Here is a 23,558-nt window from a genome sequence, read left to right as displayed (position 1 = left end):
TACATACAACAGACGAACAGGTTCGGCAAAAAGTTTCAAGGAGTGACCATGCAGGTTTGGAACGTAGCTAGATTGCGCAACGGCATCGCCCTCCTTGGTGGTGCGATCAGCGGGTTGCTCATCGCGCGGCTCGTGCTCAAGGTGCTGGCGGCGCGACCTGATAGCCCTACAGTTTCGTGGCTCTACACCCTGACTGCACCGTTGGTTACGCCGCTGGCAATAATCGACCGCGATCAACCGCGCTTTGGCGCCGTGGTAGAGTTCGCGACGGTAGCCACTCTGATTGTGGTGATCAGCGTCACCGCACTGAGTTGGGTCTGGTTGGGAAGGAGACGGCAACCGTGACCGACCAACTCCTAACCATACTCTCTTGGCTTATCTTCTTCATGCTGATTGGCGTTACGCTGGCAGCGATCACGCTCTGGCTCATCTGGCAGCGCATCCGCAGCCTGAATGTCCCCCCTGATGCCGGCTTTTTCGAGACGATGCATTATCTACCGATCGCATTACCAATCGCACTCGACCTGCTCGACCTAGGGTTGGATGTACTGGCCGCTCCGATCAGTTGGGTACTCCTCGACCGGTTAGGATTGCGCGGGTTGCGTAACAAGGCTGTAGTTGAGGCGCTGATCCCGTTCACCCAGCCGATCCCGGTCTTTACCATCGGCTGGCTGATTGCCCGTTTGAGCGGATTAGGGAAAACAGTGCTCGAAGAGTCGTAACGTTGACAGGAAAGGCGTATGACACAGCAGATAACACTGGCGTTAGATTGGACACCAAATACCAACCATATTGGCTTTTACGTTGCTATCGGCAAGGGATGGTATCAGGCTGCCGGTCTTGAAGTTGTTCTACGTTCGCCGGAAGAAGACAACTACCAGACAACGCCAGCGGCAAAGGTGGTGCAAGGCACAGCCATGCTGGCAATTGCGCCGTCTGAAAGTGCGTTGAGCTATTACCTGCACCCAACGAAGCCGTCGCTAGTGGCGATTGCAGCGCTTGCGCAGCGTGACACTAGTGCGATAGTGACTTTGGCGAGCAGTGGTATCGACCGACCGGCGAAGTTGGATGGCCGCCGGTACGCTTCGTACAATGCCCGTTTCGAGCGCGCGATCGTGGCACAGATGATCCGCAACGATGGCGGCAAGGGCGAATTTGACGAAATCTTCCCGCCCAAACTCGGCATTTGGAACACCCTGCTCACCGGCAATGCTGATGCGACGTGGGTGTTTTTGCCGTGGGAAGGGGTACAAGCACGGCGGGCCGGCATTACACTCAATGCCTTTCGCCTCGACGACTACGGCATTCCTTACGGGTACACACCGGTGCTGCTGGCCCACCCGCTAGCAGTGCGGAAATACGCCGATAGCTTGCGCGCGTTCCTTGCTGCAACTGCTGAAGGGTACCGTTTTGCGGTCGAACATCCCACCGAGGCAGTGGAGCTGCTGATCGCGACGGCCAACCATCCTGATCTGTCGGATCCGGCGTTCGTCGCCGAGAGTTGGCACGAACTGGCGCCCGCGCTGCTGACTGACGATGGACGGTGGGGGGTGATGAAGAGTCAGCGCTGGTGGGCTTTTGTGGAGTGGATCGAGCGACGAGGGATGGTAGTTGATCGGCGAGGACAACCGATACCGTTGGCGCCAGATACCTACCGTGAACTGTTTACGAATGAGTTACTCATAGGGTAATACTGCTGAATGGTACGATGCAATCACCTTTGAAGGTGATTGCATCGGTCACGCTTATGCGGCTTGAAACCGTAACACAACGACGTCATTCCTATCAAGAAGGGAAAGAATTCCAGCGGTTAGTTCATACCGAGTTGCGTCCGACAATGCTTGGTGGAAGGCCATTTCTTGGGCAGTGACGGCATCATCGGCGCATGCCATCATCGTGCTGGTCACCTTGCTCACCGTGATAGTGGCACCGGCAACGCGGTACTGACCGCTAAAGCCATTACAGCCGGCAAAACCACTGACCCGATCGGTTGGGTTAAACTGGATCGTTACTGACTGACCAGCAGCGATCGGTGGTTGGCCACGGATCTCGATCAGTTGCCATTGGCGATTGATCAGAGCTGATGGAGCAGCACTGCTACAGGCAACGAACAGAAACGCAACGAGCAGAACAATGATGGCACGGATGAACATCATACGTATCATTCCTTATTGCAATAGGGCCTTCATACCGCAAAGAAGACGGTATTCAGTGTAAGAAAGTTCCGGCATACCCCAGCGCCGCGCCGATGCACTCTGCGTTACAATATAGACGGATTACCGACGAAGGAAAGGTTGCGCTTGTATGATCATTTTGAACTATTCCCACCCCATTCTCGAAACTCAACGCGAACAGATTGTGGCCCTAACCGGACAAGCCATCGAACGAGTCATCGATATTAACAGCCAAATCGACCAACAACAACCACTCGGCCCACAGATCGTCGCGCTCGCCGATGCGGCCGGCTTATCAGCCGCGCAGTGGCAAAGCGAAGCCATCCTCGTCAATTTGCCGGCGCTGAATTTTAGCGCCGCCGCTCTCTTGGCAGAACTCCACGGACGGATGGGCTATTTTCCGCCGGTGCTGCGCTTACGGCCCGTAGCTGGCGCTCTGCCGCCGCGGTATGAAGTAGCTGAAATCCTTAATCTACAAGTATTGCGCGACGAAGCCCGCACTCGCCGCGCTCAGTAGAGCACTACGTATGATTGATCGCCTGATCTATCTCGATCACGCCGCCACGACACCACTCGATCAGCGAGTGCTAGCGGCGATGATGCCCTTCCTGACCGGTATGAGCGGCAACGCATCGAGCATTCACTATGTCGGACGTGCAGCGCTCCAAGCGCTTGATGATGCGCGTGAACAGGTGGCGCAAGTGCTTGGGTGTCAGCCGAAAGAGATTGTCTTTACCAGCGGCGGCAGCGAGAGTATCAATCTCGCGATCAAGGGTGTGGCAATGGCGTTGCGGGCGCAAGGAAAAACGCACCTGATCGGCAGTGCAATTGAGCATCACGCCGTACTACACGCGCTTGATTATCTGGTCGAGTACGAAGGATTTACCGTCACGTTACTACCAGTTGATCGTAGCGGACGGGTGAATCCCGCCGATCTCGCAACGGCAATCCGACCTGAAACGGCGCTCGTTTCGGTGATGTACGCCAACAACGAAACCGGCATTATCCAGCCAATTGCCGAGCTAGCCGCTATCTGCCGCGAACGAGGAGTGCTATTCCATACCGATGCAGTGCAAGCACCCGGTCAATTACCGCTTGACGTGCAAGCGCTCGGGGTCGATTTGCTTAGTCTCACGGCGCACAAGTTTTACGGGCCGCAAGGTGTCGGTGTATTGTACCTGCGCCGCGGCACACCGTTGGTACCACAGATCAACGGCGGCGCCCAAGAGCGACGGCGGCGCGCCGGCACTGAAAACGTTGCTGGGATCGTCGGATTGGCAAAGGCGCTCGAGATCGCTGAATGCGAGCGTGGAGATTATTTCACGCGGCTGCGCGCACTCAGCGACCGCTTGATCGACGGCGTGCTAACCCGAATTCCCCACTCGTGGCTCAACGGCGACCGGGTGTACCGCCTGCCGAGCATCGTTAATCTTGGCTTTGCTGGCATCGAAACCGAAAGCCTGCTGCTCTTGCTCGACCAGCGCGGCATCTGCGCCAGTTCAGGCAGCGCCTGCACCTCCGGCTCGCTCGAACCATCACACGTCTTGCTTGCCATGGGCCTCGCACCTCACGAAGCCAACGGCTCGATCCGCTTTTCGCTTGGACGACAGACAACCGAGGCGCAGATCGATACGCTGCTTGACGTTCTGCCCGATCTGGTCGGTCAACTGCGGACGTTGACGCCGTGTGGGTGACATTGGAGGGGGGACTGGTACACTGCTACGTCGGAGGTGCAGCGATGATCACAGAGGTAGCGGCTGAGAATTTCAAATCTTGGCGGGATACTGGGCCAATCCGAATGGCACCGATCACCGGTCTGTTCGGCCCCAACAGTTCTGGCAAGACAGCGATCCTTCAGCTCTTGCTGCTCCTCAAACAGACAGTCGAATCCTCCGATCAACAACAGGTATTGCAAACAGGTCATGAACACACCTATGTCAATCTAGGTACATTTTTCGATATCATTCACGCACATCGTATATCTAGCGGAATCACAATATCTATCGAATGGCACCCGATCCAAGAGGTGTACATCCCAGAACCCGATCAAACATCCCATCCACAGCGCTCGATCAAAAAATTGAACTTTTCAACTACTATACAAGACCTAAGAGACAGCATTGCTGTTAAGCGGTTTACATATTCATTCTCTATTGGATCGCACCAGTACCAGTTTGGCATGGAGCAAGAAGCAGAGCAAAAGTACAACCTGCTTATTAAAGGATACGATCTCAAGCCTATTCACAACCGTTCTACTACCTTTCCTGCCCCGATAAAATGTTATGGCTTTCCCAGTGAGGTGTTTGCGTCCTATCAGAATGCCAACTTTCTAAAAGAGTTCGTGCTTGCATTTGAGAAGTTGGGCCAACATATCTGGTACCTTGGCCCACTACGCGAGTACCCCAAGCGCACTTACGTATGGAGTGGTCAACGGCCACAAGATGTTGGTCAGCGTGGCGAATTAGCTATTGCCGCATTGCTTGCAGCTCGGAAGAGTAAGGCGGAGCATTATTCAGGCGAAAGTCTTGAAGAAAAGGTAGCACAATGGCTAAAAGAGCTAGGTCTCGCACATCATTTTTCAATCCATCCTTTCCCCTATCCTCGCAACGAGATGTATGAAGTATCAGTCAAACTAACACCGGGCAGCCCCGATGTTCTGATAACTGATGTCGGTTTTGGTATTTCGCAGATTCTACCGGTGATCGTGTTATGCTACTACGCACCGAAAGGTGCAACCATCATTCTTGAACAGCCTGAAACGCATCTGCACCCCAGTGTGCAAGCGGGATTAGCCGATGTCTTAATTGATGCCATTCGTACTCGTCAGATTCAGATCATTCTCGAAAGCCACAGTGAACATCTCTTGCGCCGTCTTCAGCGCCGAATTGCTGAGGGAACATTAGACTCAAGTGAGGCAGCGCTCTATTTCTGTACCACCAATAAGTTAGGTATCTCACGATTGCAACCGTTGCAGCTTGACCAGTACGGAAACATCACCAACTGGCCGGAAAACTTTTTTGGCGATGAGTTTGGCGACATTGCGGCAATGCAGGAAGCTATGCTGAAACGACAACTAGGTAGTGCATGAGACAGCAAACTGTCATTGTTGATGTGAACGTTGCCATCACGGCAAACGGCAGGGCTGCGCAGGCAAGTCAAGCGTGCCAATTGGCTTGTATTGACAGATTACGGCTCATTCAAGCAAAACAGCGGGTTGCCCTTGATACGTTACAGTCCATATTGCAAGAATATCGCAGGCACCTGTCGGCGACGCCTTTTTTAAGTGGCTTTGGAGTAACGCTTTCAACCCTGAGATATGCACCATCGTTTCGATCACACCGAGCAATAACGGTCGCGAATTCGCCGAATTCCCCGATGACCCGGATCTTGCCCAATTTGATCGGTCAGATCGCAAGTATGTGGCAGTAGCTATTGCGCATCCCGATCATCCACCGATAATCAATGCAGTAGATAGTGACTGGGTAAGGTATCAAGCAGCGCTTGCTACCCATCACGTAACAATCGAGAATATTTGCAACGGGCAACAATTTGCTGCCGATGTCTGAGGCAAAGGAAGGATTAACGTGTTCCCATCCATCACCATCACCGGCGAGCCGTTTGAGCGTGGTCGGCAGTACGGCGCTGTCACTGCTGCACAGATTCGGCATAGCATTGCCAGCTATGCCCGCCTGTTTGCCTACCGTCGCGGGTTAGATTGGGAGGCGGCCCAAAGTGAGGCGTTGGCTTACGAACCACTTCTGCGCGAGCGTGCCCCTGATCTGCTCGACGAGATGCGCGGCATTGCCGTCGGTGCCGGGCGTACCCTCGCTGAAATTATTGCCCTCAATGTACGCACCGAGTTGCTGGCCGGGGTGGGGGTCGGGGTGCATCATCCTGCTGCGGCAGCAGCACTCGCCCGTAATCGGGCTGCTGGCGTGCCGCAACACATTGAACAACCGGCGATGACACGCGACGCAGCCGGGGATGACGGCGAATGTACGACTGCCGCTGCTGCACCGCCGGCTACTGCGAACGGCGGGGTATGGCTGGCACAGACGTGGGATTGGCAGGGTGATCAGCGGGCGGCGTGCATACTGTTGCGAATCATCAGCCCCGATCAGCCGCCGATCTTGACCTTGACCGAAGCAGGGATGGTGGCGAAGATCGGGTTGAATGGAGCCGGCGTTGCGGTGGGCTTGAATCTGTTGCGTTCGCGGGCCGACGGCCAGCGGCAGGGGATGCCAGTGCATGTGTTGTTGCGCCAGATGTTGCAAACGACCAGTGTCGCGGCGGCCCGCCAACTAGCCGAGCACATTCCGGCTAGCGGTTCGTCGTGCATTACACTGGCCGGCGCCGGCGGCGAACTGTTGGCGCTGGAAATCACCCCAGAGGGAGTCGCTGAGATACTGGCACGCGCAGGGCTACTGGCCCATGCCAATCACTGTCTCGATGCCGGTACAGCGGCTGGCGAGTGCGCCTTAGAGCCAACGTCTACAAGTCGCGAGCGATATGGACGGGCATGGGAACTGCTACAGGCTGCGGCTGGTCAGATAGATCGCACGGTGTTAGAGAACATTCTGCGCGACCACGAGGGTGCGCCGCGCTGTATCTGCCGCCATCCCGATCCGCGAATTGCGGCGGTTGACCGCACCGAGAGTGTGTGTGGCGTGATTATCGATCTGGCGGCGCAGACGATGCACGTCGCGGCGCATGTGCCGTGTACAACGCCGTTCGTGCCGGTACCAATCTAAAAGCGCAGCGGGGGCAGAGGGTTTTAACGCAAAGGCGCGAAGGACGCAGAGATTTTTGGATGGGGTATGAGTAGGGTTGAGGTTGTGACCAAGTTTTCTTTGCGTTCTTTGCAGTTTTAGGCCTATTCACATCTTTTGTTTAATGCAAAGATACGAAGAACGCGGTGGACATTCAGAAACGACACCAAACATCGTAACACTTCCCACATAAAAAACCTTTGCGTCCTCTGCGATCATTGCGCCTTTGCGTTTATGAAAACGGACAGCCGTCCATCTCTACATTACCCGCGGCGGCCAAATTGTCGTTCGAGCTGCGATGGTGTCATCAGGATCATGGTCGGGCGGCCGTGAGGGCAGGTACGCGGGCTAACGCACTGTTCGAGCTGGCGGATCAGTTGGCGCATCTCCTCGTGTGAGAGCGGCTGACCGGCGCGCACCGAGGTATGGCAGGCGAGCGTGATCAGCATTGCCTCGCGCCACTCGAGCGGACTGCTGCCGCCGCGTCCGGCCAGCCGCTCAGCCATCTCGTGCAACGCCTGCGCCAATTCGTCGAGCGGGAGGGTGGCCGGCATCGCGCGCACCAGCACGCCAGTGCCCCATGACTCAAGCACGAATCCCCACTCGGTCAGCTTCTCGGCATTGCCCAACAGCAGTGCGCTTGCTTCCGGGCTTAACTCAACCGCCTGTGGCATCAGTAACTGCTGCGACTCGACTGCCCGCTGGGCGTATTGGTTCATCAGCTTCTCATAAGTAATCCGCTCGTGGGCGGCGTGCTGGTCAATCAGATACATCCCTTCCGGCGCTTCAGCGACGATATAGGTCAAGCCAACCTGCCCCACCACCCGCAGCGGCGGCAGCGATGAGGGTGAGGGGGCTGGTACTGGGGCAGGCTCAGCCGTTGGCGGCGCAATCGGCACAGACGATTCAGACGCAACCGGCGTATCGGACGGCGGCAGCGGCAACGGCGTCGTCAGATGTGCCGCCGGCGAACCGGCATCCCAGCGCGAACGAGCGCGATCCCACGCCGCTGCACCCACTCCCCACGCCGATGGTGGCGGCGACGGCGGCTCTTGGCCGAGCCGGCGCAACTCGAACCGGCGCTGGGCCGTCGCCGGATCGGGCGCATCCCAGACCGGAACATCGGCCCCGCTGATCAACGCATCGCGGATAGCGCGGCCCAGTACGCTGTGAACATGAGCGGCATAGCGAAACTTTACCTCACTTTTCGTGGGATGAACATTCACGTCAATCGCGGCTGGATGCACGCGCAGGTCGATAATTGCAATAGGAAAACGTCCCTTCATCAACATCGTATGGTAGGCATTCTCGACCACAGCCGCCAGTGCGCCACGCGGCTGCAACGCACGCCGGTTGGCGAAGAGCGCGAGATAACTGCGCGAACTACGGGTCAGTTCGGGCGGCGAGATCAAGCCACGCACTGACACCCACAACTCATCGGCACCGGCTTCAGCCTGCACCGGCAGCAAAGATCGTCCCACTTCAAGACCGTACAACTCCACTGCTACTGCGCGCAGATCGCCATCACCGGCGGTTTGGAACATCACCCGGCCATCAACCACGAGGCTAAAGCTCACTTCAGGGTAGGCAAGGGCGTACTGCTGAACAATCGCGCTAATCGCGCCAGTTTCGGTCGCCTCAGAACGGAGGTACTCGCGGCGCACGGGGGTGTTGTAAAAGAGATTGCGCACCGTGATCGTCGTGCCCACCGGACAACCGCAGGGCAAACGCGATTGCACCTCACCGCCGGCAATGCGCAGCTCAACTCCCACCTCGGCCTCGGCCACGCGGGTGATGCAGATCACCTGTGCCACGCTGGCGATGCTGGGCAAGGCTTCGCCGCGAAAACCCAGCGTGCGAATCGCCCACAAATCCTCGGCAGATTGGAGCTTACTGGTGGCATGGCGGGCAAACGCCAACTCCACTTCATCGGCCGGAATGCCGCAGCCGTCATCTTGCACTCGAATCTCACGCAACCCACCACCGCGCACCTCAACCACGATCCGGCGCGCGCCGGCATCGAGCGCGTTCTCGACCAGCTCCTTCACCACCGACGCCGGGCGTTCGACCACTTCGCCGGCGGCGATTTGAGCAGCAATGGTTTCATCGAGCAAACGGATGGGCATAGGCATCGCCCCGTCATGGCGTACTCGTTGGCAATGGCGTCGCCGTATTCACCACCGTTGCGGTCACCACAATCGTCGGCGAACTCAACAACGGCGGCGGGGTACGCCGATCGGTCAGCGTAACAAACAAGCTCAAGCCAATTAACATTACGAGCATAAGGATCGACAGGGTCAGACCAACCCGTGACAGCGGCTTGGCTGCCGGCGGCGCAGCCACGGTTGGCGCTGGTGAGGCCGCGACTGCGACAGGAGCGCTCTCTCTGACAGTTGGGTCGAGGCCATCAACCTGCGCGATCACCACGGTAATATTATCCGGCCCGCCGCGCGCATTCGCTTCATCTACCAACCGGCGCGTCGCCACATCGAGCGGATGCATGCTGGCGATCGCGGCGATTTCGTCATCGGTCAGTAAGCCATGCATCCCATCGGTTGAGAGCACAATGGTATCGCCGGGCAAGAGCGGCTCACGGAAGAGATCGACCTCAACGTGCCCCAGATGGCCGATGGCGCGGGTGATAATGTTGCGGATGGTGGAAGCACGAGCCTCTTCAGCGGTCAGAAGGCCAGCAGCTACCTGATCGCCGATCAATGAGTGATCTTGGGTAATTTGACGGATCTGGCCTTCACGCACGAGGTAGGCCCGGCTGTCGCCGACGTTAGCTACATAGAGCGTATTGTGCCAAAAGAAGGCAGCGACAGCGGTGGTGCCCATACTGCCACGCCCTTCGTCGTACACGCGCTGGTTAGCGGTAACAAAGGCGTGACGCAAGCCTGCCGCTGGATCATCGCCGGGTTGGAAGGTAGTGATGATCGTCTCGACCGCCAGCTTGCTCGCGACTTCGCCAGCTAGGTGTCCACCCATTCCATCACAAACGACAAGCAGCGTTCCCTGCCCCACCTCCGCGCTGCCATACGCATCCTGATTAATCTCGCGCCGCTTGCCGGTATCTGTCCGGGCACTGTACCGCACGCGCATAGGCGATCCTGTTGCCTGTTTGTCGAATTGTCAGCAGTATACCATAACGCGAACCTGTAAGACGCAGAGGCGCAAAGCAGATGAACGTTGGAGGGGCGCCCAACCGAGCGCCCGGCGTTGGAGACGCCCGGCAGGCCACCCAACACCTACCCCCTCTACACCCTCGGTGGATCGGTGTAAGAATTTATGGTACCATTACAAGACCGAATGCTTGATTAAGCAAGGATTTGTGCGATGCCAACGATCGATTTCACCCGCTACTACCGCCCACACGAAGTCGAAGCCGCATTGAAAGCATGGGCCGAAGCATACCCGCAGCTCTGTGCGCTGCGCAGCATTGGTACGAGCTATGAAGGCCGTCCAATCTGGTTAATGATCCTCACCAATCAAGCTACCGGCCCCGATCACGAGAAGCCAGCATTCTGGCTTGATGCCAACATCCACGCGACCGAAGTCACCGGCTGTATGGGAGCGTTGCACGTCATCCAGACCGCGTTGGAGCAATACGGACGCGATCCCAACCTTACCGTGCTGCTCGACGAGCGCGCGCTCTACATTGTACCCTGCCTCAATCCCGACGGCATGGAACAAGCGCTGACTTCACCGGTCTATGTGCGGTCAGGTACCCGCCGCTATCCTTTCACCGACGATCGTGACGGGTTGTACCCTGCCGACATCGACGGCGACGGCTTGATCTTGCAAATGCGCATAGTTGACCCTGACGGCGGCTGGAAAGTAAGCGAGCGCGATCCGCGCCTGCTGCGTCCGCGCGCGCCTGATGAGCGTGGTGGTACGTACTACCGGGTTTACACCGAGGGGTATATTCGCAACTACAACGGCTACGAAGTCAAGATTGCCCCGCCAACTCAAGGGCTTGACTTCAACCGCAACTTTCCGTACATCTGGGCGCCGGAGGGAGTACAGCGCGGCGCCGGCCCCTACCCAACCTCCGAACCAGAGATTCGAGCAGCGGTCGAGTTTCTCACGTCGCACCTCAATGTCAGTACCGCCATCTCGTACCATACCTATTCGGGTGCTATTTTGCGGCCCTACTCTGATAAACCTGACGATCAGATGCCGATTGACGATCTTTGGACCTACAAAGAGCTAGGCCGGCGCGGCGAGGAGATCACTGGCTATAAGTATGTTTCAGTCTATCACGGCTTCCGTTACCACCCGCGTGAGGTCATGCGCGGCGCATTTGACGACTGGGCCTACGAACAGCTCGGTATCTACGCCTTTACGGTAGAATTGTGGGACATGATCGGCGAGGCGGGCATCAAAGAGCGCGACTTTATTGAGTGGTTCCGCGACCATCCCGAAGAGGACGATCTGAAACTACTGCGCTGGAACGACGAGCAACTCGGTGGGACCGGCTTTGTCAACTGGCGGCCCTTTGAGCACCCTCAACTCGGGCCAGTCGAGATTGGAGGTTGGATCGAACGACGCACCTTTGGCAACCCGCCAGAGAAGTTCTTGCTGCGCACCCTCGAACCGAACACGCGCTTCGTGTTGGCCCTTGCTCAAACCGGGCCGCGCCTCGAGCTACGCCACGTGCAGGCCGAACCGCTCGGCGACGACCTCTATCGCTTGCAAGCAGTGGTCGCCAACAGCGGCTACCTACCAACGTATGGCAGCCGAAAAGCGCAAGAAGTCAAAGCTGTGCAACCGATCGAGGTCGAAGTGAGCCTACCGGAGGGTGGCGCGATTATCAGCGGCGAACAACGGCAAGAAATCGGTCAGCTCGAAGGGCGGGCGAACAAGCGTGTCTTGTGGGGAGGTAGTTTCCCCACCGATCACCTGCGACGCCTAACGTGGACGATCCGCGCCCCAGCGGGGAGCAGCATCACCGTCACTGCTCGTTCGCAGCGGGCCGGTGTTGCGCGGACAACCGTAATTGTGGGGTCGTAAGTGCATAGGACAGCGGCGCGGCCGAGTACCGCGCCGCTGGTTCATCAGTTACCGGTTGATTGCCGGCACAAACACCCGGAACACACTTGCAATCCGATATGAGGCCACATAACTGGCCAGCGGATTGTTACCGGCATTGGTAAATCCGCCGCCTACATACACCTCGCCATCGGGAGCAACAGCCAGTGCGAGGACACTATCATTCAGCGCGCCATCGCCGCTGCCATTGCTGCCCAGCCCGCTCCACTGCCCCGTCGCCGGGTTCCACACCGCCACATAATCAGCCGCCGCATTACCGCCGGCATTGGTAAACCAGCCGCCCACATACACCTTGCCATCGGGAGCAACAACCAGTGCGGAGACACCACTATTCACCGCGCCATCGCCGCTGCCATTGCTGCCCAGCGCGCTCCACTGCCCCGTCGCCGGGTTCCACACCGCCACATAATCAGCCGCCGCATTACCGCCGGCATTGGTAAACCCGCCGCCCACATACACTTCGCCATCGGGAGCAACAGCCAGTGCGGAGACACCCCAATCCAGCGCAGACGAGCTAGCGCCACCCAGCGCTGCCCAGCTCGATCCCCGCCATACGGCGACATATTGTGCCAGCGGCTGTCCGACAACGGTACTGAAATTACCGCCCACGTAGAGATTGCCGCTTTGATCAATAACTACTTCCAGAATGAGAGCATTAAAAACGGCATCATTGCCCAGCGCCGTCCAGTTACTGCCATCCCACACCGCCAGATAATCCGCCGCCACTTGCCCGGCAGCATCCGTGAAATTACCGCCCACGTAGAGATTACCGCTAAAAAGGGCCAACTTATTGACCGGCGCGTTCAAGGCGCCATCGCCACTGCCATTGCTGCCCAGCGCGCTCCATTGCCCCGTCGCCGGGTCCCACACCGCCACATAATCAGCGGTATTGATTCCGGCAACATCAGTAAACATTCCGCCCACGTAGACTTTATCAGCGGTAGCGAGCACCGTATGCACAAAAGAGACCACTGCGCCATCGCCGCTGCCATTGCTGCCCAGCGCCGACCAGTTGGTTCCATCCCAACGTGCGATATGATCAGCTTCGGCGATACCGGCTGCATCCGTAAAATTGCCGCCAATGTACAGATAGCTTCCCTGCGCCACAATTGCATTCACCGCGCCATTGAGCGCGCCATCGCCGCTGCCATTGCTGCCCAGCGCCGACCAGTTGGTTCCATCCCAACGTGCGATATAATCAGCTTCGGCGATACCGGCTGCATTTGTAAACCCCCCCCCTACATACAAGTGACCATTCTCATCAATGTAAAGCTCTCCAACATAATCGTTCAAAGCGCTACTACTGCCCAACGCCGACCAGTTGGTTCCATCCCAACGTGCAATATAATCAGCTTCGGCGATACCGGCTGCATTTGTAAACCGGCCCCCTACATACAAGTGACCATTCTCATCAATGTAAAGCGCTTCAACATAGCCGTTCAAGGCGCTATCACTGCCCAGCGCCGACCATTGCTGCGTCACCGGATTCCACATCACCAGATAGTCAGCGGCAGGAATGCCGGCTGCATTCTGAAACGTGCCGCCGATATAGAGATTGCCATTCCCGTCAAAGACAATCGACGTCACAACCGATGAAATCGCCGCTATCGTCCGCTGCCCCAAATGCTCCCACTCCGCCGAGCTCGCCTGCGTCGCCGGACGGAACAGTGGCCCGCGGGTCGGGTCAAGGTTCACATCCCACCCCCTGAGGTCAAGCGCGCCGGCGGCGAGGCCATCGGTGCGCAGCGTGCCATCAGCAGTCAGTAACGGCGCCACCGGCAGCATGGCGGCAGCGACCGGCATCGCAGCCGGCGTCGCGACAACCGCGCCGGCCAATACCAGCGTCAAAATGGTGAGCAGTGTGACATAACGAAAGAAGGTTGGCATGGTGATGACTCCTGTGATCATGTACAGTAGCCGGCAACTGCTGACGCACAGCGATGCGGCTATGCACTCATAGCCGCGTGGAGGTACGTCAATATAACCCTACACTCCCCGTAGGATCAGTGGATAAGATCGCGCACTACTATGAAACCGTTAATTTCCATACTCTTTCGTAAAATCGGCGGATGCGATTGCACAATCTTAAAAACTGGTTGATCTCCATAGAAACAGACCAGTCACCATCTTTAAACAGAAGCTCATTCCCAATAATCCGAAACGAGCCAGTTCTGATAGCGTTACGTAAGTGATGAACAGTGCTTGAGCGGAAGAAGTCACGGAATGGTTCGAGAACAGGGCTGACAGGCAATTCAGTGAGTTCCTTCTCTAAAGCTTCCTCATGCATCAACACGAACGCAGCATAAGCTGCCATTGCAACTACAGCTTTGTCTTTTATGAATTTGGCCAGAGTTGCTTGAAGAGGTCTAAGACTATCGAATTGGTCATAGTTAAGCTCGTCAACATCGATAACCATCAAAAACAAGCTAAAACCCAGATCCATTTTTTCTTTATCATTAATAGACAATTGATCCTTAAGTGGATAGAGCGCTTGCTCTATCTGATCAGGTGTAGTATCTGTCTTTAGAAACACAGTAAGTACCGGATCCATAGTTTCACCTCCACAAGCTTGTTACAAAAGACCGCAGCGAACACCGTTTGGTTTAACGCTACTACTCGCCCTGAAAAAAACACACCGATAGTTTTCATTTTACCTCACCCCATTACCACAGTATTACCAGAATGTCTAATAGTGTATACATCACGATCTTTGGTTAGGTACTCACCTTACGCAGTTTTGAGTAAACTTGAAGCATGAAAAACAGTAAACTCCTTGACCTGTACAGCGATTATCTGATGAGCGCCTTCGGGCAAACTACCGCGACTGGCTTGTCTTCTCTCTTGAACGGAGAAGTCAGTCATGATCACGTCCAACGCTTTCTGACGAGCGAAGCACAAACATCAGCCGATTTGTAGCGGGTTGTCAAGCCGCACGTTCGTGAGAGGGAAAGCGAAGAAGGCGTCATGATCGTGGACGACAGTATTGTCGAGAAGCCGTATACCGATGAAAATAAGATTGTCTGTTAGCACTATGATCATTCCAAACAACGCCACGTCAACGGCATCACCGTTGTCACGTGCTTGGATCACAGCCGAGGTATCTCGCTGCCCGTCGGATTCGAACCGGTTCACCAACCCAACTGCTCCCTTGACCCTAAGGATGGGAAAGAAAAGCGTTGCGCAGACACAACCAAGAACGAAATATCCCGTGACCTACTGGCACTAGCCGTAAAAAACCGGATTCCGTTCAGATAGATGCTCAATGACATCTAGTTTGCTTCCGCCGAGACCATGCATGTTGGCAACTTCACCCTCAAGCAGGAGTTCGTGATGCCGCTCAACGGCAACCGCAACGTGGCGCTGCGTGCGGAAGCCAAGCAGCAGGGACGGTACCGGCGAGTGGACACGCTGGAACTGGAACCGATGCAACCTGTCACAATCTATCTGGAAGGCGTAGGGTTTCCGCTCCTGCTCATCAAACAAGTCTTCACAAACGACGATGGTTCGACCGGCATCCACGATCTGGTCACCAGCGATACCACCTTGGACGGGAACGGGATCGATCAAAAACGATGGAACGTGGAATCCTTTCACAAGTCACTTAAACCGAACGGTTCACTGGGAAAGTCGCCCACGCACACCGTGACGACACCGACCAACCATTGCTTTGCGGCCTTGGGTGGATCCATCAACCTCGAACGACGCAAAGGCAACACCAAACTCAATCACTTTGCACTCAAGTCCAACCGGTATCTCCATGCCATTCATGCCGCTCAAGCCAAGTTGCGGGAACCCAATCCCGTTCAACTGGCTGCGTAACGTGAGTTATTAAACAACTCTGTTGCAATAACACCATCACCATTGCCGTTGCTGCCCAAAGCGCCCCACGTTTGCGCAACCGGATCCCACACCGCTACATAATCAGCTGCCGGAATGCCTGCCGCATCGGTGAAAGCACCTCCCACACATACCAGACCATTCAGCGCAATCGCGATACTCAAAACCGCGCCATTGAGGGCTGAAGTATTGCCAAGGGCACTCCATTGGTTAGAAACTGGATCCCACAGGGCAATGTAGTCAGCCGCACTGATTCCGGCAACATCGTTAAACACTCCACCCACATATACCCGACCATTTGCATCTACAGCCAAGCTGCTGACGTTAGAAGAAACCCCCTTGATAGCTTCATCCGGCCTTGCCCCAAGATTGCGCCAGTGAATTGGAATGTGATGCAGGATTGATCTCACGTCGTGTCCTACCGGCATAGTGAAACACGTCAGTGTCAACCGCAGCGGCTTGCAGCGATGCAGCCGGTAGCACCTTCGCCAGTGCGATAGCCCATGCAGTGAGAATGGCGAACAGATGCCGAGTGCCTCGCATCATGCACCTCCCTGTGGATGGATTGGAGAAGAGACTATTGGACAACTTTTTCTTGCATTTATGGATGAAAAGCTAAGACGATAAATCTTTCGTCTATCTAACATCTTCGCCTAACCATATTATTGTCAATATTAACACAAAATCAACTATATAAACCATGTTTTCTCATTTTTAAACGTGTATTAAAAAAGCGAGGCACTACCCGTAAGGGTAGCACCCCGCTCTATTACCTATAGACAGTGTGGTGCGCGAACCAGTACGCAGGCTATACGGTCTTTAATGCATCCACCGCAGAGCATCAGCGATATTGCGCTCTGCCAGCATTATCAACACACGATAAGCGAGCGCGGAAATCACGATATTAGCATCACAAGTCTTACGCAACGATTCAGGACCCGCAAGCCTTGCACGCACCACCGTCCCACCCAGTCTCTACTTCGCCAACATACCCCATACCACCAAGACGAACCCGATCAGGCCACTGGCAATGGCCGCACCATGCATAATGCGCGCCCACGTTGCCGCCGACGCGGCCAGTTCTTGTTCACTCTTCCGGCTTACTAGAAAAGCTTGTTTGCTCTTCGCAGGATGACGAGCAATCGCTACCCGGCCCCCCTGATCGATCGCCGTGCCGAGCACAAACACGCGAGCGCCCACTTCCAACCCACGCTCGTATTCGCGCCGGCCCAACGTGCGGGTTGCGCCCGTCCACGGCTGCGACATCTCGACAAACCGGTTGCCGGTGTCGATCAACTCCAGCGTCGCCCCATCGGGCAGCACCTGCACGTGACCACGCTCATCGCGCACCATAAACGGCACGCGGCGTTCATTCTGCTCGATCTGCTCACTGCGCCGCTCAACCCGCGTCTCTGGCTTGCCATTCGTCGTCGTCGTCACCCGTTCTTCGTACTCGCGATTAACGGTGTAGGTGTACGCAACCAAGGGTTGCCCTGAAACAAGGCCGACCAGCGGCGCTGCGCACTCGATCACCCCTTCAATTTCGCAGGGTTGGGCAAAGCCGCTCGCGCCCAGTGCAGCGGTAATGCGCTGATGAATGGCCGCCAGCGTCGCGGTATCGTAGCTGTCTACCGCGTTGAGGGTGTGAAGTTTGTTGGCATTGGCACGGGCGACAGAGAAAAAAATCACGGCCAGCACCAGCAACAGAACGCCGCCGATAACCATGGTGCCTCCACAGAGATGTGCAATATGCGATTGGTGATGATCCCAAAGAAAAAAAGCACGGGCAGAGTAATACTCTGCCCGCGCAATGCCTCGGCTTAGCTATCCTTCTTACCGCCCAACAACCCGCCGAGCAACGTCTTCGCTGCATCAATTTGCTCGGAAAGGGCACCAATATCGCCCTTCAGTACCTGATCAATCTGGGTTGCGATCGGTTCAGGCAATTTATCCTTCAAAAAGCCAACCACCACATCAACCGCCTGTTGCGCTTGTTCAGCGCTGACCCCCGTCTTTTCACGAATAAGCTCCACGAGCGTTTTACCCGAACTCATACTCCCCGCTCCTTTCCAGCAGCAACCAGCGAATAGCTTCAGTATATCATCTCGCGTCAAGACGACCGCGCGGTGCGAAAGAAGGTCACCATATCAAGCATCCCGTACAAACTGGCACTGCTAAAGGTGATACTTGTGCCAGCGGTATGGCGCAAGACCAACTCTTCCCAAGTCGGTAGTTCGGCTTCAGCTTCAGCAGCCAGCGCCGGATCGGCGAAATAGCCGAGCGTCACGTGCGGCGCGTATGGCTCGTAGGCGGCAATACCAAATCGGTTACGAAAAGTTGCATTCCACCCGCTGCGTAACTCAACGAGCAACGAGAAGGCTTCGTTTGTGGTTGGCGTTGGCTCCAGTAACGCTACTAATGCAGCGTGCTGCACAATAACCAAGCGACTTACCGTAAAACCAACTTGCCACCCACGCCGACGGATCAGTGGCGAGCCGGCAATGGTACCGCTGATCAGATTGCCGTGACTAAGCGCACCGGGAATATCAAGCAAGAGATCGGCGATACGCTGACGCGCATTCGGCAATGCCTGTTCAACATTTCCATCGTTTGGGCCATCCCACAGGGTGACGTGATAGGTAGATGGCGGCAGCGCGCAAAACAGATACCGACGCAAAAGCAGATCGGTATTGAGCGTACACATTGCAGCACGCAAACCGCGGTACAAGGTATATTCGGGGATGGCATCGAGAGCGCACTCGAGTCGCAACCATGGCCCATCGCGACGCAACCCGACATTATCAAAGAGGACAGTTAGCCCCCGATACGTCGCCCAACGCGGCACAAAACCGGCGATTTTTGGGTTGGCGATGGTCAACATAGTGACCAAATCATTCTACGTAACGCCATGGTGCGAAGCATAAGAGGACGAAAAGGGAACATTCTAAGACGCGAAGGACACAAAGACGCAACGGGGTGGTGCAAAGTAAGTAGATCAAGGATTTCCGTTGCGTCTCTGCGTCTACTCATGAGTCATTAGCCCTCACGAGCCTTCAGGTCTTCGAGGATCGGCTTCGCCCCCTGCGTCAGCTCATCGTTCACGGCTGCAAATACCGAACTTGGTGCTTCACCGTTAACGATAATCCGCTCAAGTCCTTTGCCGATAATCTGGTCACCGTTACGCACGAAGACACGCGCCGCATCTTGCGCCCGCGTCTTAGGCAATTGATCGACGGCGGTCTTGAAGTTGGGGTTCTTGTTAAAGAACTCCACCATCTCTGTCGTCTGCTTCGTACTAATCCGTACCGGCATATACCCCGTGCTGCGCGCCCACACTCCCGCATTGGTCGTACTAGTGGCAAATGCAATATATTTCATCGCTGCTAGTTGCTTCTCGGCTGGCGCCCGACTAACCACCGCCAAGCCTGCCCCACCGGTTGGGCACCCAAAGTTCGTCTCTTTGGGCAGAAAGCCAACACCGACTGGGAAGGTAGCATTCGCCTGAATACCGGCCAAGGCACCGGTTGAAGCCATCATTGAGGCGATAGCACCACCGAGAAAGTCTTGATTGAGATTGGGGCTAAGGATTGCCCACTTATTCTTCACCACTGTATCCTGATAGAATTGCGCCGCTCGCAACGTGTTAGGATCGGTCATGGTCATCGTGAAATCGGGCAGTGAGTACTGCCCGCCAAACTGCCAGACCACACCTTGGAACAGCCACGCAATGTAGCTAGCACCGTTGGGGTGACCAAATGCGGCGCGGCTGCCATCACTCTTCACCAACTTCGGCGCCCACTCCGTAAACTCAGCCCACGTCTCTGGTGCCCGATCAGGCAAACCCGCCTCGGCCCAGATGTTCTTGTTGTAGTAGAAGAGCGGCGTACTGCGCGCAAATGGTATCCAGTAATGAACCCCTTTCCGCACGCCTTCATTCAGCAACACCGGCTCATAGTCATTGAAATCAAGGTTCACCTGCTTGGCCAGATCGTCGAGTGCAGCGATTGCCCCAGCCAGATAAAACCCGAACCACCACACATCCGAGAGCAGAATCACATCAGGCGTTGTATTAGCTTGCAACGCTGCGGTGAATTTCTGCGCCGTCTCTTCGTAGCTGCCTTGGAACTGATACTCGACCTCAACTTCGTTCTGCGACTCGTTAAACGACTTCACCATCGCCTGCTCGGCTTCACCCAGATTACCACTGAACGACCCCCAGTACGTAATCTTGACCTTCGAGCCGGGCTGGCTAACCACTGCCGGCGCTTGAGTCGCCTGAGTTGCGGGCTGACCGCTCTGACCGCCACACGCCGCCAAGACCGCCGCTCCGCCGCCTGCCATCATCAGGCGCAACAACTCGCGCCGCGTAAACGTCTGCTTCATACTCGCTCCTTTGTCACCCTACGAACCAACAATCGAACGACACCTGTTTATCTATATGCATACGGCCCAATGCCGTCATGCGCGATATGAGAGCACTACCAACAATACCCTACCCCTTTACCGCACCGGCAGTCATCCCCTCAACGATGGCCCGCTGCGCGAGCAGGAAGCCGATCAACACCGGCACGATCAGGAACAGCGAACCGGCCATTACGACACCCCAATTGGCCAAACCCTCACTGTTGCGCAGCCAGAAGACGCCAATCGGCAGCGTGCGCATATCTGTAGTGTTGGTGACAATCAGCGGCCAGAGAAAGTCGTTCCACTTGCTCACCACCGACAACAGTGCCATCGTTACAATCGCCGGCTTGGCAATCGGCGCGACAACGCTAAACAGAATGCGGAAGTGACCGGCGCCATCAACCCGCGCCGCTTCGAGAATCTCGCGGGGCACGGCTAGAAATGCTTGGCGGAGCAGAAAGGTGCCATAGGCAATCGCCGCCCCCGGCACAATAATGCCTTGGTAGGTATTGATCCAGCCGAGACGGGCAACAGTGAGGTAATTGGGCACAATCGTGATCTCCACCGGCACCATTAGCGCTGCCAACAGTAAGAGAAAGACTAAATCTTTGCGTGGGAAGCGCAAATAGGCTAACGCGTAAGCTGAGAAAAGAGCCAGTGTCACTTCAGCCGCAGCGCCAAAAAAGGTCGTGATAAAACTATTCAGATAGTACCGACCAAACGGAGCCGCCTGCCACGCCGCCGGAAAATTGGCCAGCGTCGGTTTAGCTGGCCACCACGTGACCGGTAACGAGTAGATCTCGCGCGTCTCCTTAAATGCGGCTGTGACCGTCCAGTACACTGGCAAGCCGATAATGAGCACGATAATCAACATTGCTGCATAACCGGCAACTCGCCATGCTAGTACCGAGAATGGCATGCGCCGACGGAGAGCGATGACCGGTTTACTCACTTGTTCGATTTCATTCGTCACAGCCATATCCAAACCCAGTCTCCGAAACTTTACTGTTACAGTCGAGCTAATCCGTAGCCTCTTTCACGGCCTTATCACCTCTTCACCCAGCCCCCATCATCCATACGTCACTTGTCGCTCGACATACCGAATCTGTACAATCGTCAGCGCCAGCATGATCAGGAATAGCACTACTGCCACCACGCCCGCCTTACCGGCGTCATACGAGACAAAACCCAACTCGTAGAGATGGAACACCAGCGTGGTCGTTACATCAGCCGGGCCGCCGTTGGTAAGAACACGGATCAGGTCGAAGGCTTGAAAACAACTCAGAATACTGGTCACCGACAAAAAGAAGGCAATTGGAGAGAGACCGGGCAACGTCACATGCCAAAACCGTTCCCACGCGCCAGCGCCATCAACCCGCGCCGCATCGTACAACTCACGGGGAATATTCTGCAGACCAGCAAGGTAAATGACGACCGCGTAGCCAATATTCTTCCAGACGTAGACGATGATCACCGCCGGCATTGCCCAGAAAGGATCAACTAACCAGTTAGGTGATCTGAGACCGACGAAACTAAGCAGTTGATCGATCAGCCCGTAGCGCGGATCGAAGATATAGCTCCAGACCACCGCCACCACTGCGCCTGACATCACTACCGGTGCGAATACGACTGCCCGCGCAGTATTCCGGTATAACAACCGCTGATTCAGCAGCAGTGCTAACAACAGTCCTAACACCAGCGTCAGTCCCACTGACCAGATGGTAAAGGTAGCAGTCTGCCAGATAATGTTCCAGAAACGGGGGTCGCTGAACGCAGCAATGTAGTTTTGCAAGCCAACAAACGGCATCGTGGGACGCAAAAAATCCCAGCGCACCATGCTGAGATAGACGTTGTAGAGTAATGGCCAGTAGGTGAATACGCTAAACAAGAATAAGTTGGGGCCGATGAATAAGACGAAGAGTAACCATTCGCGATGTTCGCGCCGTAACATATTTGGATGGCGCTCTTGATGAGGCGAATACGTGGCCATAGCAACTCGCAATACAGTTTTATTTCGATAGCTAGACAATGGTAGTGTGTTTAGGTTAATCAATCATCATTGATATATTAAGAAGGTATTAACGTTTCATCATGCCACCATTAAACGGAGGAATGCTTTGTGTAGCGACACAGGGTTGTGCGCGCCACTCCCTCACCCTCGGCCCTTCCCCTGCGGGGAGAGGGGTCAGTGGAGGGCGGCATTGATTCCGCATCTCAAGCAACGTTGCCCCCCAGAGGAGAGTTGAAAGGAGGGTTTCGCGCACGATCTGTCAACCTTTGTTGGAACTTCCCACTCCGTCTACACCTCCTCTGCTCAGGAGTCCTCGAGGCGTAGGAGGGTGGGAGCAATGGCACACAGCAGCGCAGAACGGCGATCTAGACACACATCCAGAGATGGGTCCCGACCGTGCCGGCCCGTCAGCGCGGATCAAGCGAGCCGCACCGCCATGCGACGCGACGGTTGGAATCCAATGGTCAGACCACCAGTGTGGCTCACGCACGGATCATCCCCGCCTGCTGCCTTTTCGCCAAACTTGTACAGCTATGGCACGTATATCTATTTGCGATCAGATTGACATTCCGCCAGTACGGATGAAATGGTACGATAGAGGTAGTTGTCATCTCACGGAGAGAGACCCATATGCTGATAATCTCACGCACCATTGCCGGCATCTACGTCCTAGCCACCTTGATATTGGTCATTGTGACAGTTATTTTTGGACCAATTGGATGGTCGCCACTCCCCTTGCCTACCGCCGCACCACCGATCCGAGTTGAGCTTGCAGTGAGTTCAGAAAAAGAAGCGTGGCTGCGTAGTGCGCTTGAGCGATTTGCCCGCACTAATCCGACAATCAGCGGTCGTGCGGTTGAGGTGCGTATGCGCGTGACCGGCTCGATCGATTTGATTACCGCCATTGAACGTGACGGCTACCAGCCGACCGTGGTTAGCCCGGCAAGTGAACTACAACTCGCCGAACTACGCCAATGGCGAGACGATCTGTTGCGCGAGCCAGCCCAAGCGCTGGCCTTTACGCCGCTCGTCGCCCTTATGCGCGAAGCGCCAGCCACGAAGGAGATTGCTAACCCGTGGCAACTCTGGCAGCGTCAATTCCCCGATCAGATTAACAATGTCAAGATCGGCATCTCGTCACCAATCAAAAGCAATGGTGGGCTACAGAGTTTGATCGTGCTAGCAGCGCAGTACCATGATGAACAAACAAGTCTTACGGTCGATCAAGCCAGTGATCCGGGTTTAGAAGAGTGGCTACGCCAACTGAATAGCAGGATAGTCGGATGGCCAGAGAGTACCGGTACGCTTACC

23 protein-coding genes are annotated in these 23,558 nt (G+C 55.8%); 10 read left to right on the top strand and 13 right to left on the bottom strand.

Going from position 1 to position 23,558, the window contains the following annotated elements; genetic code table 11:
- The first annotated feature begins 48 nt into the window (after positions 1 to 48).
- Genes Q1A00_RS04735 through Q1A00_RS04725 form a run of 3 tightly spaced genes read left to right on the top strand, consistent with a single transcriptional unit; the run spans position 49 to position 1,691 of the window.
- Positions 49 to 345, top strand: coding sequence for a YggT family protein (locus Q1A00_RS04735; RefSeq protein WP_298401670.1), 297 nt, complete (start codon positions 49 to 51; stop codon positions 343 to 345).
- Positions 342 to 722: a hypothetical protein gene (locus Q1A00_RS04730; protein WP_298401668.1), complete on the top strand. Its 381-nt coding sequence runs from the start codon at positions 342 to 344 to the stop codon at positions 720 to 722. The genes Q1A00_RS04735 and Q1A00_RS04730 overlap by 4 nt, the downstream gene beginning before the upstream one ends.
- Before the next feature lie 18 nt (positions 723 to 740).
- Positions 741 to 1,691, top strand: coding sequence for an ABC transporter substrate-binding protein (locus Q1A00_RS04725; RefSeq protein ID WP_298482919.1), 951 nt, complete (start codon positions 741 to 743; stop codon positions 1,689 to 1,691).
- A gap of 54 nt (positions 1,692 to 1,745) precedes the next feature.
- Here the strand turns inward: Q1A00_RS04725 and Q1A00_RS04720 are convergent, their stop codons facing one another.
- Positions 1,746 to 2,156, bottom strand: coding sequence for an META domain-containing protein (locus tag Q1A00_RS04720; RefSeq protein WP_299755499.1), 411 nt, complete (start codon positions 2,154 to 2,156; stop codon positions 1,746 to 1,748).
- 148 nt (positions 2,157 to 2,304) lie between these two features.
- Here Q1A00_RS04720 and csx15 point away from each other — a divergent pair, with 148 nt between their 5' ends.
- The 4 genes from csx15 to Q1A00_RS04700 all read left to right on the top strand — a co-directional run bounded on the left by csx15 (position 2,305) and on the right by Q1A00_RS04700 (position 6,925).
- On the top strand, positions 2,305 to 2,691 hold the full coding sequence (gene csx15 / locus Q1A00_RS04715) for a CRISPR-associated protein Csx15 (RefSeq protein ID WP_298401661.1): 387 nt from the start codon (positions 2,305 to 2,307) through the stop codon (positions 2,689 to 2,691).
- Between the two features lie 10 nt (positions 2,692 to 2,701).
- Complete coding sequence (locus Q1A00_RS04710) at positions 2,702 to 3,868, top strand: cysteine desulfurase family protein (protein ID WP_298401659.1); 1,167 nt, start codon at positions 2,702 to 2,704, stop codon at positions 3,866 to 3,868.
- Positions 3,869 to 3,912: 44 nt separating this feature from the next.
- The gene (locus Q1A00_RS04705; RefSeq protein ID WP_299755496.1) at positions 3,913 to 5,262 is read left to right on the top strand and encodes a DUF3696 domain-containing protein; all 1,350 of its coding nucleotides are present in this window, start codon (positions 3,913 to 3,915) and stop codon (positions 5,260 to 5,262) included.
- A gap of 496 nt (positions 5,263 to 5,758) precedes the next feature.
- Positions 5,759 to 6,925, top strand: coding sequence for a C45 family peptidase (locus Q1A00_RS04700; protein WP_298401652.1), 1,167 nt, complete (start codon positions 5,759 to 5,761; stop codon positions 6,923 to 6,925).
- Positions 6,926 to 7,206: 281 nt separating this feature from the next.
- On the opposite strand, the gene mutL is transcribed toward Q1A00_RS04700, so the two are convergent.
- Entirely contained in the window at positions 7,207 to 9,069 is a 1,863-nt protein-coding gene (gene mutL / locus Q1A00_RS04695; RefSeq protein WP_298401650.1) for a DNA mismatch repair endonuclease MutL, read from the bottom strand.
- Positions 9,070 to 9,082: 13 nt separating this feature from the next.
- A complete protein-coding gene (locus Q1A00_RS04690) occupies positions 9,083 to 10,045 on the bottom strand; it encodes a PP2C family serine/threonine-protein phosphatase (RefSeq protein ID WP_298401648.1) in 963 nt (320 codons plus the stop codon).
- A 234-nt stretch (positions 10,046 to 10,279) separates the two neighbouring features.
- Here Q1A00_RS04690 and Q1A00_RS04685 point away from each other — a divergent pair, with 234 nt between their 5' ends.
- On the top strand, positions 10,280 to 11,956 hold the full coding sequence (locus tag Q1A00_RS04685; protein WP_298401646.1) for a M14 family metallopeptidase: 1,677 nt from the start codon (positions 10,280 to 10,282) through the stop codon (positions 11,954 to 11,956).
- Positions 11,957 to 12,004: 48 nt separating this feature from the next.
- Here the strand turns inward: Q1A00_RS04685 and Q1A00_RS04680 are convergent, their stop codons facing one another.
- From Q1A00_RS04680 to Q1A00_RS04670, 3 genes are all read right to left on the bottom strand, one after another.
- Entirely contained in the window at positions 12,005 to 13,882 is a 1,878-nt protein-coding gene (locus tag Q1A00_RS04680) for a hypothetical protein (protein ID WP_299755493.1), read from the bottom strand.
- Between the two features lie 139 nt (positions 13,883 to 14,021).
- Complete coding sequence (locus Q1A00_RS04675) at positions 14,022 to 14,546, bottom strand: hypothetical protein (RefSeq protein WP_299755491.1); 525 nt, start codon at positions 14,544 to 14,546, stop codon at positions 14,022 to 14,024.
- Positions 14,547 to 14,896: 350 nt separating this feature from the next.
- Positions 14,897 to 15,127: a hypothetical protein gene (locus Q1A00_RS04670; RefSeq protein ID WP_299755489.1), complete on the bottom strand. Its 231-nt coding sequence runs from the start codon at positions 15,125 to 15,127 to the stop codon at positions 14,897 to 14,899.
- Between the two features lie 198 nt (positions 15,128 to 15,325).
- Between Q1A00_RS04670 and Q1A00_RS04665 the strand changes: the two genes are divergently transcribed.
- Positions 15,326 to 15,814 carry a hypothetical protein gene (locus tag Q1A00_RS04665; protein ID WP_299755487.1) on the top strand — a complete coding sequence of 163 codons (489 nt, stop codon included), beginning with the start codon at positions 15,326 to 15,328 and terminating at the stop codon, positions 15,812 to 15,814.
- Here the strand turns inward: Q1A00_RS04665 and Q1A00_RS04660 are convergent.
- The 7 genes from Q1A00_RS04660 to Q1A00_RS04630 all read right to left on the bottom strand — a co-directional run bounded on the left by Q1A00_RS04660 (position 15,799) and on the right by Q1A00_RS04630 (position 22,226).
- Positions 15,799 to 16,260 (bottom strand): hypothetical protein, encoded by a 462-nt coding sequence (locus tag Q1A00_RS04660; protein ID WP_299755485.1) that lies wholly within the window; start codon positions 16,258 to 16,260, stop codon positions 15,799 to 15,801. The genes Q1A00_RS04665 and Q1A00_RS04660 overlap by 16 nt on opposite strands.
- Positions 16,261 to 16,807: 547 nt before the next feature.
- Positions 16,808 to 17,557 carry an E3 ubiquitin ligase family protein gene (locus Q1A00_RS04655; protein WP_298406912.1) on the bottom strand — a complete coding sequence of 250 codons (750 nt, stop codon included), beginning with the start codon at positions 17,555 to 17,557 and terminating at the stop codon, positions 16,808 to 16,810.
- Positions 17,558 to 17,652: 95 nt separating this feature from the next.
- Positions 17,653 to 17,886 (bottom strand): DUF2267 domain-containing protein, encoded by a 234-nt coding sequence (locus tag Q1A00_RS04650; RefSeq protein ID WP_298406910.1) that lies wholly within the window; start codon positions 17,884 to 17,886, stop codon positions 17,653 to 17,655.
- Positions 17,887 to 17,942: 56 nt separating this feature from the next.
- Positions 17,943 to 18,713, bottom strand: a complete 771-nt coding sequence (locus Q1A00_RS04645; RefSeq protein ID WP_298406907.1) for a hypothetical protein — start codon at positions 18,711 to 18,713, stop codon at positions 17,943 to 17,945.
- Between the two features lie 155 nt (positions 18,714 to 18,868).
- On the bottom strand, positions 18,869 to 20,215 hold the full coding sequence (locus tag Q1A00_RS04640) for an ABC transporter substrate-binding protein (protein WP_298406904.1): 1,347 nt from the start codon (positions 20,213 to 20,215) through the stop codon (positions 18,869 to 18,871).
- Between the two features lie 109 nt (positions 20,216 to 20,324).
- The gene (locus Q1A00_RS04635; RefSeq protein WP_298406901.1) at positions 20,325 to 21,215 is read right to left on the bottom strand and encodes a carbohydrate ABC transporter permease; all 891 of its coding nucleotides are present in this window, start codon (positions 21,213 to 21,215) and stop codon (positions 20,325 to 20,327) included.
- Positions 21,216 to 21,305: 90 nt separating this feature from the next.
- Positions 21,306 to 22,226, bottom strand: a complete 921-nt coding sequence (locus Q1A00_RS04630; protein WP_298406898.1) for a carbohydrate ABC transporter permease — start codon at positions 22,224 to 22,226, stop codon at positions 21,306 to 21,308.
- A 651-nt stretch (positions 22,227 to 22,877) separates the two neighbouring features.
- Here Q1A00_RS04630 and Q1A00_RS04625 point away from each other — a divergent pair.
- The coding region (locus tag Q1A00_RS04625) for a substrate-binding domain-containing protein (protein ID WP_298406895.1) at positions 22,878 to 23,558 on the top strand (681 nt) is incomplete at its 3' end.

It is taken from the genome of uncultured Chloroflexus sp. (assembly GCF_938091255.1).
Lineage (GTDB): Bacteria > Chloroflexota > Chloroflexia > Chloroflexales > Chloroflexaceae > Chloroflexus.
This window is presented reverse-complemented; position numbering and strand designations above follow the sequence as displayed.

What these genes read in the sequence shown, in the direction of transcription:
- Q1A00_RS04640 (WP_298406904.1), bottom strand. Translation starts at nt 20,215, where the DNA reads ATGAAGCAGACGTTTACGCGGCGCGAGTTGTTGCGCCTGATGATGGCA.
- mutL (WP_298401650.1), bottom strand. Translation starts at nt 9,069, where the DNA reads ATGCCCATCCGTTTGCTCGATGAAACCATTGCTGCTCAAATCGCCGCC.
- Q1A00_RS04690 (WP_298401648.1), bottom strand. Translation starts at nt 10,045, where the DNA reads ATGCGCGTGCGGTACAGTGCCCGGACAGATACCGGCAAGCGGCGCGAG.
- Q1A00_RS04675 (WP_299755491.1), bottom strand. Translation starts at nt 14,546, where the DNA reads ATGGATCCGGTACTTACTGTGTTTCTAAAGACAGATACTACACCTGAT.
- Q1A00_RS04665 (WP_299755487.1), top strand. Translation starts at nt 15,326, where the DNA reads ATGCCGCTCAACGGCAACCGCAACGTGGCGCTGCGTGCGGAAGCCAAG.
- Q1A00_RS04630 (WP_298406898.1), bottom strand. Translation starts at nt 22,226, where the DNA reads ATGGCCACGTATTCGCCTCATCAAGAGCGCCATCCAAATATGTTACGG.
- Q1A00_RS04635 (WP_298406901.1), bottom strand. Translation starts at nt 21,215, where the DNA reads ATGGCTGTGACGAATGAAATCGAACAAGTGAGTAAACCGGTCATCGCT.
- Q1A00_RS04660 (WP_299755485.1), bottom strand. Translation starts at nt 16,260, where the DNA reads ATGCCGGTAGGACACGACGTGAGATCAATCCTGCATCACATTCCAATT.
- Q1A00_RS04680 (WP_299755493.1), bottom strand. Translation starts at nt 13,882, where the DNA reads ATGCCAACCTTCTTTCGTTATGTCACACTGCTCACCATTTTGACGCTG.
- Q1A00_RS04720 (WP_299755499.1), bottom strand. Translation starts at nt 2,156, where the DNA reads ATGATGTTCATCCGTGCCATCATTGTTCTGCTCGTTGCGTTTCTGTTC.
- Q1A00_RS04710 (WP_298401659.1), top strand. Translation starts at nt 2,702, where the DNA reads ATGATTGATCGCCTGATCTATCTCGATCACGCCGCCACGACACCACTC.
- csx15 (WP_298401661.1), top strand. Translation starts at nt 2,305, where the DNA reads ATGATCATTTTGAACTATTCCCACCCCATTCTCGAAACTCAACGCGAA.
- Q1A00_RS04650 (WP_298406910.1), bottom strand. Translation starts at nt 17,886, where the DNA reads ATGAGTTCGGGTAAAACGCTCGTGGAGCTTATTCGTGAAAAGACGGGG.
- Q1A00_RS04645 (WP_298406907.1), bottom strand. Translation starts at nt 18,713, where the DNA reads ATGTTGACCATCGCCAACCCAAAAATCGCCGGTTTTGTGCCGCGTTGG.
- Q1A00_RS04685 (WP_298401646.1), top strand. Translation starts at nt 10,280, where the DNA reads ATGCCAACGATCGATTTCACCCGCTACTACCGCCCACACGAAGTCGAA.
- Q1A00_RS04705 (WP_299755496.1), top strand. Translation starts at nt 3,913, where the DNA reads ATGATCACAGAGGTAGCGGCTGAGAATTTCAAATCTTGGCGGGATACT.
- Q1A00_RS04655 (WP_298406912.1), bottom strand. Translation starts at nt 17,557, where the DNA reads ATGGTTATCGGCGGCGTTCTGTTGCTGGTGCTGGCCGTGATTTTTTTC.
- Q1A00_RS04735 (WP_298401670.1), top strand. Translation starts at nt 49, where the DNA reads ATGCAGGTTTGGAACGTAGCTAGATTGCGCAACGGCATCGCCCTCCTT.
- Q1A00_RS04725 (WP_298482919.1), top strand. Translation starts at nt 741, where the DNA reads ATGACACAGCAGATAACACTGGCGTTAGATTGGACACCAAATACCAAC.